Origin of the sequence: Laedolimicola ammoniilytica (assembly GCF_025567165.1) — a bacterium.
Taxonomy (GTDB): domain Bacteria; phylum Bacillota; class Clostridia; order Lachnospirales; family Lachnospiraceae; genus Laedolimicola; species Laedolimicola ammoniilytica.
Genome location: NZ_JAOQKC010000006.1, coordinates 90751 through 107176, shown reverse-complemented (window position 1 = coordinate 107176; position 16426 = coordinate 90751). Strand labels below are relative to the sequence as shown.

The window sequence follows — 16426 nt, the reverse complement described above, 5'->3', positions numbered from 1 at the left end:
ACGGAGGACACGTCATTATGGATAAAGTAGCGGTACTGATTCCCTGCTATAACGAAAGTAAAACAGTAAAAAAAGTGGTGGAGGATTTTCGGAAGGCCCTGCCGGAGGCCGCCGTCTATGTCTATGACAACAATTCCACCGACGGAACGGGCGACCTGGCCAGGGAGGTAGGGGCTATCGTGCGCCACGAATACCAGCAGGGCAAGGGCAATGTCATCCGCCGGATGTTCCGGGAGATAGACGCGGAAGTTTATGTGATGGTGGACGGCGACGACACCTACCCGGCTGAGGCGGCCCCGGAGATGGTGCGGAAGGTCCTGGAGGGACAGTCTGACATGGTGGTCGGCGACCGGCTTTCTTCCACCTATTATACGGAAAATAAGCGTCCCTTTCACAATTTCGGCAATTCCTTCGTGAAGAACTGTATCAACCGCTTTTTTGACACGAACATCCAGGATATCATGACCGGTTACCGGGCCTTCAGCTATCAGTTTGTGAAGACCTTTCCGGTGCTGTCCCACGGATTTGAGATCGAGACCGAGATGAGCATCCATGCGGCAGATAAGCACATGCAGGTGGATCATGTGATCATCGATTACCGGGATCGCCCGGCGGGCAGCGTATCCAAGCTGAATACCTATAGCGATGGCTTCAAGGTGCTGACCCGGATTTTGAGTCTCTATAAGAATTACAAGCCTCTGGGTTTCTTTTCCCTGCTGGCAGAGATTCTGACGGCGCTGGGCGTGGCCTTCCTGATCCCGATTCTGACCGAATACTGGGCCACCGGACTGGTGCCCCGCTTTCCGACCCTGATTGTCTGCGGCTTTGTGCTGATCGCGGCCCTGCAGTCTCTGTTTGCCGGGCTGGTTCTGCAGAGTATGGAACAGAAAAATAAACAGGACTTCGAGATGCAGCTGATCGCGGCCCACGAAGCCTATAAGAACCTGCAAAAAGATGAAAAGGAGCAGGAACAATGAGAGAGAACCGGAAAAGAACAGGCGCAGCTGCGGCGGCGTCTGTTCTTCTTGCGTTTATCTTCGGCCTGGCTGTATATCAGACCATGGGCTTTGTCTACGCCATTGCCGACGATGTGATTATGCGGGATATTGCTTCCGGCGCCTTTACGGGCATGCCAGACGGCCACCTGATTTTCGTGCAGTATGCGCTGGGCTGGCTGATAAGCCGTCTGTACCTGATTAACAGGAGCGTGGACTGGTACGGCTTTTTCATGGCCGGAGCCCTGTTCCTCAGCCTGGCGGCGATCCTGTACCGCGGTCTGGCAGCGGAGAAGAGTCTTCGGTGGAAATGCGTCTACAGTGTCGGAGCCATGGGCGTGACCCTGACGGCGCTTGTTGCTCACGCGGCCCAGTTCGAGTGGACCATCAGCGCAGCGTCCCTGGGAGCGGCGGCCCTGTACCTTTATGTGTCGGCTGGACGCGGGAAAACGACTGTGGCAGACGGCGTCTGGATTTGGCTGCTGCTGATCCTGACCTACGGGATCCGTTCGGATGTATTTTTTATGGTATTGCCCGGCTTCGGCCTGGCCTTCCTCTGGAAAACCTTCCGGAAAAATGAAAATGTAAAAAAATGGGAAATTAATCGCCGGGAGCTGGCATTGCCCATCCTGGTATTTTCCGGAATCGGTCTTTTGTTCCTGACGGAGAAGCTGGCCTACCGGGGAGCAGACTGGGCGGAGTTTCAGCGGTTTCAGAATGCCCGCTCGGAAGTATACGATTATGCGGGCGTCCCCACCTATGAGGGGAATCCGGAGTTCTTTGAGGAGAGGAACATCAGCAGCGAGGAGGTACGGGCTCTGCGCCATTACGCCCTGTATCTGGTGGACGGCATGGACGCAGGACTGATGGAAAGCTTAAGCGCCGAGGCGCAGCGTCAGGCAGGCGCGGAGCCGGGCATGATGGCGAAGGTGAAAGCGGCAGTGAAGCTGGCGGCGGAGCAGTTTTTGTCTCCGGAATATTTTACAGCCAGCCTGTCTGCAGTCATATTCCTGGCGCTGGCAGCCCTGCTTCTGTGGAAACGGGAAAAGCGGCTGTTTCTCCCGGTGCTGCTTTATCTCTGCGCCCATGGTCTCCTGTGGCTGGCCCTGGGGTATGTGGGACGCCTGCCCGAGCGGGTGGCATTCTCCCTCCATCTGGTGATGCTGGGGGCCTGCGGCGGTCTCTTTACCTGCTTCTGTGAAAAAGAGGAGGATCGATGCGCATGGCTTCGGCCTGCAGTCGGATTACTCTGTCTGTTGTCCCTGGGCACGGTACTGTTTCAGTGGCAGGGCGCAAAAGCCGGCAATCAGGAGAAGCTGGCCATGGACGGCAGCTTCCAGACCTTCAAGAATGCCTGCAAGGAGGATACAGATCATCTGTATTTTATTGAGACCTATATGGCGGAGCCGGTGGGCGGAGCCCGTGTGACGGTGAATGGCAATTTCAGCCTGAACCGCTGCCTGACCCTGGGAGACTGGTATACGGATTCGCCGCTGGATCAGGAGCGCTTTGCAGCTCTGGGCATTGATTCGGTGGAGCAGACCTTATTGACGGAGCAAAACGCGTACCTGGTGGTGCGTGATGTGGAAGAACCGGGATTTTTCGCCTCCTGGCTGGCCTGGAAGCGGCCGGAAGCGGAGCTTACAGAGGAGGAGTCCCGGGAGATAGACGGAAGAATGTATTATTTTTATCAGGTACAGGAGTGAGACAGATGAGTACAAGGACAAAGGGAGAGAAGAACAGGGGGCTTGAGGTCTTCGGCGCTATGCTGGCGGCCTGTGTGCTGACCTGTCTCTGGTTCTTTTTTGTATATAAGACGGTTCCTTTTATCTATGACATCAACGACGATGTGGCCATGCGGAATGTGGCCGCAGGTGTGATTACCGGTTCTCCGGATGCCCATCTGCTGCATATGAAGTATCTGCTGGGCCTGTGGATCAGCGGTCTCTATCGGCTGGCCCCTGGATTGGACTGGTACGGCCTGACCCTGATTGGGGTAGTGCTGCTGTCCTTTGCTCTGTGCCTGTATCGCGGTCTTGTGGCAGAAAAAGGGATTCTCTGGAAAATCATATATACGACGGCAGTCCTGCTTCTGATGACGGCTCTGGGAACCCAGCATGTATCGGCCTTTCAGTGGACCACGGCGGCCGGCATCGCAGGCGCGGCTGGCATTTTTTTGTTCTACACGGCGGGCAGCGGCCCAAAGTGGCAGATTTATCTGGAGGAAGGAATTGCGGTATTTCTGATTCTGGCGTCCCTTCTCATCCGGGACGACGTCTTTTTGATCACAGTCCCGGCGGCGGCCCTCTGTTTTCTGTGGAAATATGCCGCGAAAGAGAAATGGCAATGTGGAAAAGTCACGCTGCCGTTCCGGTTGACTCACCTTTTCGTGCCGGTGGCCCTGGCCGCGGGCGTGGTGGTGATTCTGGGCGTGGAGGCTTTCGCCTACCGTTCCCCGGAGTGGAAGACCTTCCGGAAGTACAATACGGATCGGGAAGCCATTATGGATTACTATGGGCTTCAGAATTATGAGACGGATCCGGCTGTCTATGAGGAATTGAACATTACGCCCGAGGAGGCGGAGAATCTGCAGCGCTATTCCCTGTATCTGGCGGACGGCCTGTACCCGGACAAAATGGCGGCGCTGGCGCAGCATGAGAAAGAGGTATACACGGCGGAGCATCCGCTGAAGGAGCGTCTCAGCACAGCCTATACAGAGATTTATCAGCATTTTACGAAGGACACCTATCATCCGGCGAACCTGATTGCCCTGGCAGTCATTGCGCTGGTTCTGGCGGTCGCGGCCATGAAGAACCGGCGGGAGCTGGGCCTGGGGCTTGGCTTTCTGGCGCTCTGGTTCGGTTACTGGGGCTATCTGGGTTACCGGGATCGGTTGCTGGAGCGGGTGGGCTTCGTGCTGTACCTGATGGCGATTTTTCTGTTCCTGGCCATCTGGTACCGGATTCTGGCACTGGGCGAGACCGACGACGGGACAAAGCGGCAGCCGGACAACGCGGGAACCATCCGTCCCGGCACCATCCTGCTGACCTTTGGGATTTTATGCGTCCTGACTCTGACGGCCACAAACACCTGGCGGAATGTGAGGGACTACAACACAGGCCGCCGGGATTATAACCTGGAATTCCTGGATGTGAACCGCTACATGGCGGAGCACCCGGACAACGTATACTTTATGACCACTTTTTCCATCGAGACCTATACGGACAATTTCACCATCAAACGGGATTTCGCCTTCAGCAATCTCCTGTCCGTGGGCGGCTGGCACACCTTCTCGCCCCTGGAAAATGAGAAATGCGCGAAGCTCGGCATCACCGACCCGAAGCGGGACATGGCGGAACAGGACAATGTCTACGTGATTTCCCTGGAAAATGTGAATCTGCGGTATATGGACCGGTATTTTGAGGGCGTCTACGGGGACGCCTACAAAGGAAGAGAATTGGTGGATACCTTAAGCTATGGTGAGCAGAGCTTTGAGGTGTATGATTTGGTAGTGGAGGAGTAGTGAATGAAAAAGCAGACTGCAATTGTGTGGTGTGTGTGCATGCTATATCTTTTGATTATAATGCAAGTGATTCCAATAACTTATGCAATCAACGATGATGTAGCGATGCGGGATATTGCGTCGGGCTCATTAACAGGAACACCAGATTATCATTTGATTTTTATAAAGGCGGCCTTTGGATGGGTATTGACCGGATTGTACCGCTGTTTTGAAGGAATAGACTGGTACGGATGCGTGTTTCTGGGGATGATGGTATTATGTTGTGGAATTTTACTGGAACGTTGGAATAGCTGGTGTATACAAAAGGGTAAAAAGCCCTGGTACATAATTGGGTGGTATGTGATTGGAATTACAGGGATCCTTTTGGAACATATGCTGAATTTTCAGTTTACAGTAACGGCAGCCATTCTGGCAGGGACGGCTATATTTCTTTATGGTACAGCGGGACGGGAGGAAAATAATTTCTATGGACGGACAGGAAGCGTTCTGATATTACTTTGGTTGTCATTTTGTGTTCGTTCAGATGTGCTGTTTATGGCAGTCCCATTTGGTGGATTAATATTTCTGGCAAAGGCAGATTCGATAAAAAGAAAGGTAATAACGGCTCTGATAGCCATGGTCGGTTTATTGGGGATTATGGTGTTTGAGAAGGAAGCTTATGGAAGCGAGGAGTGGCAGGCCTACTTGAGCTATAATGATGAACGCTCTATGGTATATGATTATTATGGAGTACCGGCTTATGAGGAAAACAGGGAATTTTATGAGAAAATAGGGCTGAAAGAATATGATGTGGAAAATCTGAAGCGTTACAATCTTTGCTTTGTGAATGATTTGGAAACAGGGAAAATGCATCAGATAGCAGGGTACGCAAAGGAACAGTATTTTGCGGAAAATTCGTTGGGAAAACGGATTAAAGCAGGAATCAAGGCGGCACTTAAGGGTGAACTGGATCCGGAAAATCTGTTGCTGAATGGATTGACAAAATTTGTAATAGGGTTCAATATTTTTTTGAGCCTGAAGCGGAAAAAGAAAAAGGAATTTTTGACGAATCTGGGATTCCTTTTGTGCGAAGGTGGATTGATTTCCTATTTGGGGCTTCAGGGACGATTTCCTACACGTGTCGGGACAGCACTGTTCCTGATAGAGCTAGGTTCGGCGGCGGCGCTTCTTTATCAGGAAGAACTTGGAACCGAGTCTCTGGATTGGCGGAAAAATAAAGTACGGCTCAGTTATATTACGGGAGCTTTGATATTGCTTTTCGGAGCTCGACTGTTCTCAATTAAGCAAAAGCAGCAGAAAATGTATCAGTATAATCGGGAATATGAAATTTTACAGGATTTTTATCAGGAACATGAGGAAAATGTATATTTTATTGCTGAATGGTTTGTAAGTGGATATTCGGATATCTTCCATTTGCAAAGAAAGAACAGCAAAGCAAACGGATTTGAAATGGGAGGCTGGCTTGCGCTGTCGCCAATCTATGAAGAGGAATTGAGGCAAAACGGTATAGAATGCAGTGCGGATGAAGCAATCATAGAAAATGAGAATGTATATGTAATATTAGTAGCACCGTCTTCAAAAATAGAAGCACATTACGAAGAAAAGTATCATGATATTATGTGGGAACAGAAAGACTGTGCGCCGGTTTTCAGTACAGAAGTACCTGTATTTAAAATTATAGGAGGAGAAACAGTATGATAGGATTTAACGTAGCGCCCTTTACGGGAAAAGAATTTGACTATATCAGAGAGGCCATTTCAGCGGAGCATATCTGCGGCGATGGTATGTTTACGAAGAAATGCAGCGCATGGATCGAGGAGAAAACCGGGACGCCGAAGGCTCTTCTGACCACCTCCTGTACCCATGCCACCGAGATGGCGGCCTTGCTCCTTGATATCCAACCTGGCGACGAGGTCATTATGCCGGCCTATACCTTCGTGTCCACAGCGGACGCCTTTGTGCTCCGGGGCGCGACGCCGGTCTTTGTGGACGTCCGTCCGGATACCATGAATATGGATGAAAAGCTGATCGAGGCGGCGATTACAGAGAAGACAAAGGCTATCGTTCCGGTGCATTACGCGGGCGTCTCCTGCGAGATGGACACGATTATGGCCATTGCGAAAAAGTATCATCTGGCTGTCGTGGAGGACGCCGCTCAGGGCGTTTGCGCCTGGTATAAGGGACGGGCGCTCGGTACCATCGGCGATTACGGCTGTTACAGCTTCCATGAGACTAAGAATTTCTCCATGGGAGAGGGTGGCGCGTTGCTGATTCGGGATCCGAAGCAGATCGAGAATGCGGAGATCCTTCGGGAAAAGGGAACGAACCGTTCCAAATTTTTCCGGGGACAGATTGACAAATATACCTGGGTGAATTATGGAAGCTCTTATCTGCCCAGTGACATGAACGCGGCCTATCTGTGGGCCCAGCTGGAGGCAGCAGAGCTCATCAATGCAGACCGCATGGGATCCTGGAACCGGTATTATGAAATGCTTTCCACGCTGGCAGATGCAGGCTGTATTGAATTACCTTTTGTACCGGATGGGTGTGAGCACAATGCCCATATGTTCTGGATTAAGGCTGCCGATCTGGAAGAGCGTACCAGATTGATCGCGTTCCTGAAAGAACAGGGAATTCAGACTGTATTTCACTATATCCCGCTTCACACGGCACCGGCAGGTCAGAAATTTGGTCGTTTCAACGGAGAAGATCGCTATACCACAAAAGAAAGCGAGAGACTTTTACGCCTTCCGATGTACTATGGATTGAAAGAAGAACAGGTACAGTACATTGCGGGAAAGGTAAGAGAATTTTATGGAAAATAAGAAGAAAATTGTGATCATCGGCGCCAACAGCTTCCAGAACCCGCTGATTCTGAAAGCCAGGGCACTGGGCTATGAGACCCATGTGTTTGCCTGGCAGGACGGGGCAATCGGAGAGCGGACGGCGGATTATTTTTATCCCATCAGCATCGTGGAGCGGGACGCCATTCTGGAAAAATGTAAGGAGCTCAGGCCGGACGCGGTGATTTCCATCGGATCCGATCTGGCCATGCTGACGGTCAATTATGTGGCCGGGAAGCTGGGACTGCCCTGCAACAGTATGGAATGTACGGAGATCTCCACGAATAAATACGCCATGCGGAAGGCCTTTCGGGCAGCGGGTGTTCCGGTACCGGGCTTTTTTGAGGCGGATGCGGACACCACGGCGGAAGATCTGAAAGAGTTAAAACTTCCAGTTATCGTAAAACCCACCGATCGTTCCGGCAGCAGGGGGATAACCAAGGTGGAAGAATGGGGACAACTGAAGCTTGCGCTGAAGGACTCTGTGGATAATTCCTTCGAAAAGAAGGCCATTGTGGAAGAATATCTGACAGGCCCTGAATATAGCTGCGAATGCATTTCCTATCGGGGAGAGCATCATTTCCTGGCAGTGACGAAGAAATATACCACAGGCGAGCCCCATTTCATTGAGACCGGACATCTGGAGCCTGCGCCGCTGACAGAAGGCCAGAGAGAGGCCATCCAAAGGGCAGTCTTTGCGGGCCTGGACGCCCTGAAGGTGGAGAACGGAGCCTCCCACACAGAATTCAAGCTGGAAGGAGAGCAGGTGCGCATTATCGAAATCGGAGCCCGTATGGGTGGAGACTGCATCGGTTCTGACCTGGTGGAACTGTCTACCGGCTATGATTTCGTGCGGATGGTCATCGACGTGGCGACCGGACACGAACCGTCCTTTGAAAAGCTACGGGAGCCGAAGACCGCGTACATTCATTTTATTTTCACAAAAAAGGATTTGGAACTGCTGGAGCAGTTCCAGCGGGAGATTCCACAAAAGATACATTTTATCAGCGAGCTGGAAGAAGTGCGGGAAGGCGCCGTTACAGACAGCTCCACGCGATTTGGCTATTTTATCATGGCTTTTGAGAGCCTTACAGAAGCAAAGGAGTATGTAACCATATGAAAAAGATTTCACCGAAACTCATTCTGGCCCTGCAGCTGGTAGTGATGCTTTACACCCTGTCCAGCGTGGCGGCGAAAATGGCTTCGGGCCAGGCTTTTTTAAGCCTGCCCTTCATCGTCTATTACGGCGTGGAAATCCTGATCCTGGGTTTCTATGCCATAGCCTGGCAGCAGATCATCAAGCGCTGTGACCTGTCGGTGGCCTACGCCAACCGCTCCATGGCCATCCTCTGGTCCCTGGTGTGGACCGTGATTTTCTTTCACGAGGCCCTGACCGTAAAAAATATCATAGGAGTACTCATTGTTTTCGCGGGAACAATGATAGTGAACAGCGATGGTGAATAAATATATGCTTTTATTGGTGGCGTCGGTGGTAGTGGCGTCCCTTTCCCAGATTTTACTGAAAAAGAGCGCGGCCAAGACCTATAGCTCTGTCATAAGGGAATACTTGAATCCCTACGTGATCGCAGGCTACGGCATGATGGTACTCTCCACGCTTCTGACCGTGGGCGGCTATGCAGGTCTGGAGTACAAGAACGGAGCCGTCATCGAGTCCCTGGGCTTCGTTCTGGTGATGATCCTGAGCCGCCTGGTCTTCGGCGAGAAGATTACGAAAAAGAAATTGCTTGGAAATGTGTTAATTTTGCTTGGAATCTTCGTGTTCTACAGCTGATACGATCTGACGGATGGTATACTGGGGCGCGTTGTTGATGCTGATGTAGATGCGGCCGATGTATTCGCCAATCAGTCCCAGCATAATCAGAATCAGGCCTCCCAGGAAAAAGATGGAGGCGATGATGGAGCTCCAGCCCATCTCGATGGAGGCATCTACCAGCTTCCGGATGACCACGTAGATTCCGTAGAGGAAGCCGACGCAGGCGCAGGCCATACCACAGAAGGTGGCCACGCGCAGGGGTTTTACGGAAAAGGCGGTAAAGCCGTTGAACCAGAGCCCCAGGAGCTTTCCGAAGGTATAGCCGGATTCGCCCACCATGCGCTCGTGATGGGTCACAGGCACATTGGCAATATTCCGGGTGGCCCGGAATATCAGGCCCTCGATGTAGGGATAGGCGTTTTCATAGCGGAGAATCTCGTCAGCGATAAAGCGGCGCATGATGAAATAGCTGGTGACCCGGAGACCTTTGGGCTTTCCAATCAGGCTTTCAGTCATCCGCTCATTCATCCAGGTGCCGAAATTGCGGAAACCGCTGTGCATCTTGTGGGCGTAGGAGGCGTAGACCACATCCCAGCCCTCCTTCATCTTGTCCACCAGGGTGAAGAGCTCGCAGGCGGGTGTCTGTCCGTCGTCGTCCAGGGAAATGATGAGATCTCCGGTACACTGCCGGTATCCGGCCATCAGGGCCGCATGCTGGCCGAAGTTTTTCGCCAGGTCAATGCCGGTAATATGGGGATCGGAGAGGGCCAGAGCCCGGATCCGGGAGAAGACGTTGTCCGGGGAGCAGTCGTTGACGAGGATGATTTCATAGTCATACTCCGGGCGCTGCCGGAGGGTATCGCGAATTTCATTTACCACGATTTCAATGGTAGTTTCCGAGCCGTAGCAGGGAATTACAAAGGATAATTTTTCCATATAGAATGCTTCCTGTTTCCTTAAAATTTGATAATTTTAAGTATAGCTTCTGGGAGAACTCTTGTCAATCGGGGCGGGAGAGGCTATACTGAAACAGTTGCAGAGACAGAGCAAAAAGAAGGATGTTTTTATGAACAGAGAAACCAGAAAAGAAAAAGGAAATTTTACGATTCCCCATGGCCGTGCCTTAGGAGCCCTGATGCCGGTGCTGGGATATGTGATCTTTGAGACTACCACGGGCAACCTTATGTCTATTACCTTTGCCAGAATGCTCATCAATCTGGCTTTCTATTATCTGATTTACGGTCTGGTCTACCTGGTGGTGAACCGGTTCCGGGCGGCCATGATGGGAACGACGCTCGTGCTCTATATTCTGGCGGCTGTGGACTATTATGTATTGCAGTTCAAGGGAAGCCCTCTGCTTCTGCCCCAGGATCTGACGGCCTGGCGGACCGCGGCAGCCGTAGTCTCCAATTACCATATTACCCTTTCCCGTCCGGTGGTTCTGGGCGCAGTGCTTTTGCTTCTGGTACTGTTCCTGTTGTGGCACACGGACGTGGAAAAAATGAATTTGAAGAAAAGGGGCATATTCGCGGGCAGCTACGCGGTTCTGGCGGCGGCCTGGCTGATTGCCTTCTATCAATATGATGTGAAGCTTCCGCTGGCGGATATCGACGACGACATCTTCTGGTGGAGTCTGGAGGGCAGCTATCAGGATTTCGGCTACGCCACTTCCACGGCGATCCTGATCAAATCCATGGTCTTTGAGAAGCCCGAGGGCTACTCGGTGGAGGCGGCGACGGAGGCCGGGGAAGAAGCTGTCTTCGAGAGCACGCCGGTGTCTGAGACTACGCCGGAGAATCTGATCGTGATTATGAACGAGAGTCTCTCCGATATGCGGGTGATCCGGGATTTTACCACCAACGAAGAATTCTTTCCCTTCATCAGCAGTCTGGAGGAGAACACGATCAAGAGTCATCTCTATGTACAGGTCTTTGGCGGTGGTACCAGCAATACGGAGTACGAGACCCTGACCGGTCACAGCATTACCTTTCTTCCCTATGTCATCAGCGCCTACCAGGCCTACTGTAAGCCGGCGGAATACGGCATGGCGACGACCCTGAAGGCCCAGGGCTACACCACGGTGGCCATGCATCCCAACAGCTCCGCCAACTGGAACCGGAAGACGGTCTATGAGGACATGGGCTTCGACGAGTTCATTTCCCAGTCGCACTACGGCGATGTGGAAAAGCTGCGGAATTATGTCAGCGATAAAGGAAACTATGACAGGCTTATATCCCGGTATGAGGAAAAGACGCCGGGAGAAAAGCTGTTTATCTTCAATGTGACCATGCAGAACCACGGCGGTTATGAGGAGAGCTTCCCGGAATTTCAGGAGGAGATTGAGGCCACCGGGGATGTGGCGGGATACCCGCAGGCCAACCGCTATCTGTCCCTGATGAAGAAATCCGACGAGGCCTTCGAATATCTGATTGACTATTTCTCCCAGGTGGAGGAGCCCACCATGATCGTCATGTTCGGCGATCATCAGGCTTCCGTCGAGACGGAATTTTATGAGAAGCTCTACGGGAAATCCATGAAGGAGCTGACGCCGGAGGAGGCGGATAAGCAGTATGTGACGCCGCTTATCATCTGGACCAACTATGAGATGGAAAAGCCGGAGCTCGACCGGATCAGCTCCAACTATCTGGGGGCGGAGATTCTGAATCTGGCGAACCTTGAGCTCACCGATTACGACCGGCTGCTGCTGGAGGCCCGGGAAGGGATTCCGGTTTTCGGCAAGAACGGTTATTATCTGGCGGACGGCACGTATGTACCGTGGAGTAAAAATGTGGAAAAACCGGAGCTGATGCGCCGTTATCAGATCCTGGAATATAACGCGGTGGCGGACAGAAACAATCGGGTGGATCGTCTGTTTACCCTTACGCCCTAAGGAGGAAGTATGAGCAAAAAAAATCAGAAGGAGATGTCCCATTATTTACGGATCGCGCTGATCATCCTGGTGCCGGTGGCGGCGATTCTGCTGTTTTGCAGCATCTTTGTATTCTCCATCAAGAGCGTGACCCTTTCCGGCGTGCCGGAGGAGGGCTATACCCTGGTGCGCTACACGGACCATGTGGAGGAGACGCTTTCCGCGAAGGTGGAGCGCGGCAATTCCCTGGCATCCTCAAAAATCAGCTGGAAATCCTCAGATCCTGAGGTGGCTGAGGTATCGGAGGACGGCGTGGTTACCGGAAAGAATCCGGGTACGGTGGTCATCACGGCCAAAGCCAAGGGCAATCCCTTTGTGAAGGCCCAGGTGAAGGTTACAGTCATTCAGAAGGCTCTGAGCATGCAGATTGCGTTCCCGGAGGAAATTCCTTCCAATGAATATTACCATCTGCTGCACACCGGCGATCAGCTGTCCTTTGAGACCCTGCCGGATCCGCTGAACGGCCTGGTGGAGAATATCACATATACAAGCAGTAACCCGGAGATTGTGACAGTCACCGAGGACGGCGTCATCGAAGCCCATAAGGGCGGAATCTCCGAGATTACCGTGACCTGGGTAGGCCCCTATACCGAGGAGGGGCAGGAGGAAATCCTGGGTGATTTTCTGGTCAATGTGTGCCGCAGCACCGATCACGACAAGCTGGCGGATCATGAGATCCAGTGGTACGAGGAGAGCTGCCTGATTGCCCATGCCCTGGGAAATGCGGGCGAGTATACCTACACCAATACCCTGGACGCCCTGGAGGAATCCATTTCCGAGGGCTTCCGGACACTGGAGGTGGATCTGAGCCTGACCTCCGACGGCGAGGTGGTCTGCCGCCATACCTGGTATTCAGATGATTTCGACGTATCCTATGACGGCACGGTGCCGGATCTGGCCACCTTCGAGAAGGAAAAGTATTTCGGCAAGCTGACACCCCTGACCGGACGGAAGCTTCTGGAGGTCTGGAGCGGGCATCCGGAGCTCTACTTTGTCACCGATGTGAAGCAGGATGAGAACACCAATCTCTATGAGGTTATGGAGAAGCTGGTGGCCCTGGCCAGGGAGATGGGCCAGGAAAAACTGCTGGATCACCTGATTGTGCAGTTGTATAATATCCCGGATTATGATAAAATCAATGCGATTTACCCGGTAAAGCACTGGCTCTTCACCACTTATCAGCTGCCGGAAACTCCCGGCGCGGAGATTGAGGCGGCGGAGTATTCCGACCAGATGGGCTTCGGAGCCTTTACCGTACCGGCCTGGTGCATGACCAATGATTATTTCATCGATCTGGCGGACGCCAACCACCTGGACCTGTTTGTCCACGTGCTGGATACCAGAGAGCAGGTGTACAAGGCGGCCAACCGGGGAATCTACGGTTTCTATACAGACTTCCTGAATCCCGGCGACCCGGAGGAGCTGCTTCAGGAATAATACAGAGAAAAATGGAGAACGATTTATTATGAAGAAACTGATTGGACAGATTATCAAGTTCGGAGCCGTGGGTTTTCTGTGCTTCTTTATTGATTATTTTATTATGGTAGGCCTGACCGAGCTGGCCGGAGTGCCCTCCCTGATTTCCAGCGGCTGCTCCTACACCATTTCTACGGTGGTCAACTATATCCTGAGCGTCACCGTAGTGTTCGACGCGGACAAAGAGGCCAATAAGGCGGCTCAGTTTACCCTGTTCGTCATCCTGAGCCTCATCGGCCTGGGCATCAATCAGCTGATGATGTGGGGCGGAACCTCCTGGCTGGCGGGACTGATGGAGCAGAACGCAAAACTGGCATCCCTCTCCCGGTACGCGTATATGATCGTCAAGATCTTTGCCACAGCGGTGGTGATGGTTTACAACTTCATTACCCGTAAGATTTTTATTGAGAAACATTAGCAACAGGCCGAAACAGGTGGAAATAATAAACGAAAGGACGAAATTGGGTATTGAATCGTCCTTTTCGGCACGGTATGATAAGGAGAAATGGCTTGAAAAAGCAGAGAGCACTGATACTGAACTGCATATTGCTGGCAGTCTGCCTGGGGGCCATGCTGCTCTGGAACTGCTTTGGAGAGCTGATCTTTCAGAAAAAGGCGGACGCGGAAGAACTGGCGGCCATGAAGGAGACCCACAGCGAGGCGACGGAGCCTTTCTTTACGGATCTGGTTTTTTCCGGGGAGAAGCTGCCCTACGATGAGACCACATCCACCTTTTATCTGCCCCTGAATATGGAAACGGAAGCCTGGGAAAGCGGGGAGATCTCGGCGCTTGCCGGGGATACGGAGCTTCTCTTTGAGGAGAAGCTGACAGATTCGGATAAGCAGGAGGCTATCCGGACAGGAAAAAAATTTCATTTCTATGCGGTAAAGGGGAACGAATACCAGGAGTGTGATCTGGTGCTCACGGGTCTGCCGGTGATTTCCATCGAGACGGCGGAAGATGCCGACACGGAGGTGTTCGGCGGCAGTGCTTATTTCTGGGATAATTCCACCAAGGTGAACTGGACGTCCTCCAGTATCCTGGAGGCCCATATCCGCGGCAATACCAGCCGGATTTATCCCAAAAAAGGATATCGGCTGACCCTGAAAAAGCAGAACAGCACCGGGGCCATCGTATCCGATAAGAAATCCCTGTTCGGCCTCCGAAAGGACGACGAGTGGATTCTGAACGCCATGTACACCGATTCCTCGAAGATTCGGGATAAGCTGTGTGCGGATCTGTGGAATCAGTTTGGAGCGGAACGCCCGGATTTTCCGAAGGCGAATTTCGGTACCCGGATGACCTATGTGGAGGTCTTTTTCAATCACGAGTACTGGGGACTCTATCTGCTGGCCGAGCCGGTGGATTCCAGGCAACTGAACCGGAAAAAGGAAGCTTCGGGAGAAGAGGAGTTTTCCTATAAGTCCATTACATCCCAGAGCCTGGACACTTCGGAGCTTCTGACGCAGAGCGAATATGGCCTGGAGCTGGACGGCTACGAGCTGAAGGGAAAGCATACCTATGTGGATCGCAGCAGCTGGGAGCCCCTGCTGAATTATCTGGCGCTCCGGGATCTGTCTTCGGACGAGGAGTTCCGGGAACGGGCTTCGGCCCTCACAGATCGGGAGGGCGCGCTGAATGTATGGATTTTCCTGCAGGCGGTGTCAGGAATTGACAACCGCGGGAAAAACATGTATTATGTGGCAAAAAGGACTGGCAGCGGTACGAAGATGTATTTTGCCCCCTGGGATATGGATCTGACCTGGGGAGACGCCCTGAGCGAGGGTGAGGGAGATACACTCTGGAATGTGGGGCTTTTTACAGGGCTTTATTCCGAGCGGATCAACTGGGCGTTCGGAGACCGTCTGGTGGAGCTTGACGTGGACGGTTCCCGGGATTATGTGCGGGATACCTGGCAGGAGCTCCGGCAGGGAATTTTTTCGGAGGAGAGCCTGAACCGTGAGATTGACGGGCTGCTGCATCAGATACAGGATTCCGGCGCGCTGGCCCGGAATGAAGAGCGGTGGCCGGACAGCAATGGCGATCAGGATTACAGCCTGTTCCGGAGACTGGCTTTCTATCGCTTTGGCATTCTGGACTATTATTTTGACGGCAATCTGAAAGAATACATGGGGCTGGGCTACGAATAGAGGTCCCGGAGGAGAAAAGATGGATTATCGGCATGAGCTGAAATACGTGGTGACGGCGGCGGAGCTGGCCCTTCTGGAGAATCGGATTAAGGGACTCGTCCGGCCGGACGCGCATGCGGGAGCGGACGGTATGTATCACATCCGCAGCCTGTATTTTGATGATTATTATAACAGCTGCTATAAGGAAAATGAGATCGGAACCGATCCCAGAGAGAAGTTCCGCATCCGAATCTATAATGAGAGCGCGGCGCGCATCAACCTGGAGCTGAAGCGGAAGGAACACGGTATGACCCAGAAGCTGTCCTGCCGCCTGACCGAGGAGCAGTGCCGGAGCCTGATGGTCGGCAGACCCCTTCCACCGGATTCGTCCTATCCGCCGGTTCTGCAGAAGCTGAACCTGCAGATGCGGACCAGACTGCTGCGCCCTGCCGTTATCGTGGAGTATGACCGAGTTCCCTTTGTGGATCCCCTGGGTAATACCCGTATTACCATGGATCTGAATATCCGTTCTTCCAATTATTGCAGCCGCTTCCTGGAGAAGCAGGTGCCCATGCGGCCCATCATGGAAAAAGGAAAGCAGATTCTGGAGGTCAAGTACGATGAGTTCCTTCCGGATTATATCTACCGGAATCTGCAGCTTGAACGCTTAAGACAGACCGCATTTTCCAAATATTATCTCTGCAGACGGTATTCCTTTACGGGAATCCCGGACTGAGAGATACTTAAAAACGAGAA

Annotated in this window: 14 protein-coding genes; 13 read left to right on the top strand and 1 reads right to left on the bottom strand. The window is 52.5% G+C overall.

Going from position 1 to position 16426, the window contains the following annotated elements; genetic code table 11:
- The first annotated feature begins 17 nt into the window (after nucleotides 1-17).
- From OCV63_RS06140 to OCV63_RS06105, 8 genes are read left to right on the top strand one after another with little or no spacing between them, the layout of a single operon-like run.
- Nucleotides 18-977, top strand: a complete 960-nt coding sequence (locus OCV63_RS06140; RefSeq protein WP_158362801.1) for a glycosyltransferase family 2 protein — start codon at nucleotides 18-20, stop codon at nucleotides 975-977.
- Nucleotides 974-2701, top strand: a complete 1728-nt coding sequence (locus OCV63_RS06135) for a hypothetical protein (protein ID WP_158362799.1) — start codon at nucleotides 974-976, stop codon at nucleotides 2699-2701. Before OCV63_RS06140 ends, OCV63_RS06135 begins: the two co-directional genes overlap by 4 nt.
- Nucleotides 2702-2706: 5 nt before the next feature.
- A complete protein-coding gene (locus OCV63_RS06130) occupies nucleotides 2707-4518 on the top strand; it encodes a hypothetical protein (RefSeq protein ID WP_158362798.1) in 1812 nt (603 codons plus the stop codon).
- A 3-nt stretch (nucleotides 4519-4521) separates the two neighbouring features.
- Nucleotides 4522-6216 carry a hypothetical protein gene (locus OCV63_RS06125; RefSeq protein ID WP_158362796.1) on the top strand — a complete coding sequence of 565 codons (1695 nt, stop codon included), beginning with the start codon at nucleotides 4522-4524 and terminating at the stop codon, nucleotides 6214-6216.
- Nucleotides 6213-7343, top strand: coding sequence for a dTDP-4-amino-4,6-dideoxygalactose transaminase (rffA, locus tag OCV63_RS06120; RefSeq protein WP_158362794.1), 1131 nt, complete (start codon nucleotides 6213-6215; stop codon nucleotides 7341-7343). The genes OCV63_RS06125 and rffA overlap by 4 nt, the downstream gene beginning before the upstream one ends.
- A complete protein-coding gene (locus OCV63_RS06115; protein ID WP_158362792.1) occupies nucleotides 7333-8481 on the top strand; it encodes an ATP-grasp domain-containing protein in 1149 nt (382 codons plus the stop codon). The genes rffA and OCV63_RS06115 overlap by 11 nt, the downstream gene beginning before the upstream one ends.
- Nucleotides 8478-8825 (top strand): EamA family transporter, encoded by a 348-nt coding sequence (locus OCV63_RS06110; protein ID WP_158362790.1) that lies wholly within the window; start codon nucleotides 8478-8480, stop codon nucleotides 8823-8825. Before OCV63_RS06115 ends, OCV63_RS06110 begins: the two co-directional genes overlap by 4 nt.
- Before the next feature lie 4 nt (nucleotides 8826-8829).
- Nucleotides 8830-9153: an EamA family transporter gene (locus OCV63_RS06105; protein ID WP_262670668.1), complete on the top strand. Its 324-nt coding sequence runs from the start codon at nucleotides 8830-8832 to the stop codon at nucleotides 9151-9153.
- On the opposite strand, the gene OCV63_RS06100 is transcribed toward OCV63_RS06105, so the two are convergent.
- Nucleotides 9118-10071: a glycosyltransferase family 2 protein gene (locus tag OCV63_RS06100; RefSeq protein WP_158362786.1), complete on the bottom strand. Its 954-nt coding sequence runs from the start codon at nucleotides 10069-10071 to the stop codon at nucleotides 9118-9120. The two genes, OCV63_RS06105 and OCV63_RS06100, sit on opposite strands and share 36 nt — an antisense overlap.
- Before the next feature lie 130 nt (nucleotides 10072-10201).
- On the opposite strand from OCV63_RS06100, the gene OCV63_RS06095 reads away from it, so the two are divergent.
- The 5 genes from OCV63_RS06095 (at nucleotide 10202) to OCV63_RS06075 (ending at nucleotide 16406) form a co-directional block, all read left to right on the top strand.
- Nucleotides 10202-12025, top strand: a complete 1824-nt coding sequence (locus tag OCV63_RS06095; RefSeq protein ID WP_158362784.1) for an LTA synthase family protein — start codon at nucleotides 10202-10204, stop codon at nucleotides 12023-12025.
- 9 nt (nucleotides 12026-12034) lie between these two features.
- A complete protein-coding gene (locus OCV63_RS06090; protein ID WP_158362782.1) occupies nucleotides 12035-13501 on the top strand; it encodes an Ig-like domain-containing protein in 1467 nt (488 codons plus the stop codon).
- A 28-nt stretch (nucleotides 13502-13529) separates the two neighbouring features.
- Complete coding sequence (locus OCV63_RS06085) at nucleotides 13530-13958, top strand: GtrA family protein (RefSeq protein WP_158362780.1); 429 nt, start codon at nucleotides 13530-13532, stop codon at nucleotides 13956-13958.
- A gap of 92 nt (nucleotides 13959-14050) precedes the next feature.
- Nucleotides 14051-15691, top strand: coding sequence for a CotH kinase family protein (locus OCV63_RS06080; protein WP_262670667.1), 1641 nt, complete (start codon nucleotides 14051-14053; stop codon nucleotides 15689-15691).
- Nucleotides 15692-15710: 19 nt separating this feature from the next.
- Entirely contained in the window at nucleotides 15711-16406 is a 696-nt protein-coding gene (locus OCV63_RS06075; protein ID WP_158362776.1) for a polyphosphate polymerase domain-containing protein, read from the top strand.
- Nucleotides 16407-16426: the final 20 nt, after the last annotated feature.

Excerpts from the sequence above, each read along its gene's own strand:
- OCV63_RS06110 (WP_158362790.1), top strand. The coding sequence starts at position 8,478 with ATGAAAAAGATTTCACCGAAACTCATTCTGGCCCTGCAGCTGGTAGTG.
- rffA (WP_158362794.1), top strand. The coding sequence starts at position 6,213 with ATGATAGGATTTAACGTAGCGCCCTTTACGGGAAAAGAATTTGACTAT.
- OCV63_RS06100 (WP_158362786.1), bottom strand. The coding sequence starts at position 10,071 with ATGGAAAAATTATCCTTTGTAATTCCCTGCTACGGCTCGGAAACTACC.
- OCV63_RS06095 (WP_158362784.1), top strand. The coding sequence starts at position 10,202 with ATGAACAGAGAAACCAGAAAAGAAAAAGGAAATTTTACGATTCCCCAT.
- OCV63_RS06130 (WP_158362798.1), top strand. The coding sequence starts at position 2,707 with ATGAGTACAAGGACAAAGGGAGAGAAGAACAGGGGGCTTGAGGTCTTC.
- OCV63_RS06090 (WP_158362782.1), top strand. The coding sequence starts at position 12,035 with ATGAGCAAAAAAAATCAGAAGGAGATGTCCCATTATTTACGGATCGCG.
- OCV63_RS06085 (WP_158362780.1), top strand. The coding sequence starts at position 13,530 with ATGAAGAAACTGATTGGACAGATTATCAAGTTCGGAGCCGTGGGTTTT.
- OCV63_RS06140 (WP_158362801.1), top strand. The coding sequence starts at position 18 with ATGGATAAAGTAGCGGTACTGATTCCCTGCTATAACGAAAGTAAAACA.
- OCV63_RS06115 (WP_158362792.1), top strand. The coding sequence starts at position 7,333 with ATGGAAAATAAGAAGAAAATTGTGATCATCGGCGCCAACAGCTTCCAG.
- OCV63_RS06105 (WP_262670668.1), top strand. The coding sequence starts at position 8,830 with ATGCTTTTATTGGTGGCGTCGGTGGTAGTGGCGTCCCTTTCCCAGATT.
- OCV63_RS06135 (WP_158362799.1), top strand. The coding sequence starts at position 974 with ATGAGAGAGAACCGGAAAAGAACAGGCGCAGCTGCGGCGGCGTCTGTT.
- OCV63_RS06125 (WP_158362796.1), top strand. The coding sequence starts at position 4,522 with ATGAAAAAGCAGACTGCAATTGTGTGGTGTGTGTGCATGCTATATCTT.
- OCV63_RS06075 (WP_158362776.1), top strand. The coding sequence starts at position 15,711 with ATGGATTATCGGCATGAGCTGAAATACGTGGTGACGGCGGCGGAGCTG.